This is a genomic window from Pollutibacter soli (assembly GCA_029269725.1).
In the GTDB taxonomy this organism is placed as follows: domain Bacteria; phylum Bacteroidota; class Bacteroidia; order Chitinophagales; family Chitinophagaceae; genus Pollutibacter; species Pollutibacter soli.
Genome location: JARJHS010000021.1, coordinates 1 through 1,065 on the forward strand (window position 1 = coordinate 1; position 1,065 = coordinate 1,065).

Consider the following 1,065-nt stretch of genomic DNA (forward strand, 5'->3'; position numbering starts at 1 on the left):
CGGCTATCTCGATAATAAGGAAGGGCGCGGTATATTGTGTTACAGCAGTATAGCCGCAACCACTGATGGAATGCCCCTGTCGTTGCTGTATCAGCAAACATGGACCAGACCATTGGAGGAATTAGGAAAATCAGCCAAACGGAAGTCGGCTGATTTTGAGGATAAAGAAAGTTATCATTGGTATAAAGGGATGCAGGAAGTGAATCAATTGCTGGCGCCCTCAATCCATAAGATTCACATTGCCGATAGAGAAGCCGATATATACGAATTATTTTTTCACAGCTGTGAACCACAGACTGATTTGCTGATCAGGGCAAGACACAACCGCAAGCTTACGGATGGCAGCCACCTTTGGGATAGTATTGCCGCACAACCTGCAGCGGCCACTGTACATCTGGATATACCGGATGCGACAGGAAAGAAAAAAGTCAAAGTAAATGCAGAGGTAAGATATCATGAGGTGGAGATTCTTCGTCCATCCAATAATAAAGACAGTTATGAGAGTGTAATATTAACCGCTATCGAGATTAAAGAAATCAATGACACTGGCAAAGCCGAAGAGGATTGTATTCACTGGAAACTTTTAACTACACTTCAGATCAGAAGTACAACGGAAGTGCTTCAATGTGTAAAATGGTACACTTACCGGTGGTTGATAGAGCGGTTCCATTATGTGCTCAAGAGTGGAACTAAAATAGAAGAATTGCAATTAAAAGATGCTGAAAGTTTACGAAAAGCAATTGCTGTCTACAGCATGGCAGCCTTCCGGGTAATGCAACTGGTGTATGTATCGCGTCATCACCCGGACGTAAGTTGTGAAGTGGTGCTGACAAAAGCACAATGGAAGACATTATACATGCTCATTCACAATAAAAAAGAAATACCCAAACAACCACCATCGATGTATGACGCCGTCATCTGGATCGGAAGACTTGGTGGTCATCTGGGACGCAAATCAGATGGACCACCAGGATTAAAAACTGTTTGGCAAGGTTATCAACAGTTAACCCATGCAGCAAGTGTTTATGAAATAATGACTCAATAAATTTGGGTAAGGCTTAGCTG

At 42.7% G+C, this 1,065-nt stretch carries 1 protein-coding gene; it reads left to right on the forward strand.

All coding sequences use genetic code 11. The annotated features are described in order from the left end of the window. The coding region (locus tag P2W82_RS24650; protein ID WP_336518627.1) for an IS4 family transposase at positions 1 to 1,045 on the forward strand (1,045 nt) is incomplete at its 5' end. Positions 1,046 to 1,065: the final 20 nt, after the last annotated feature.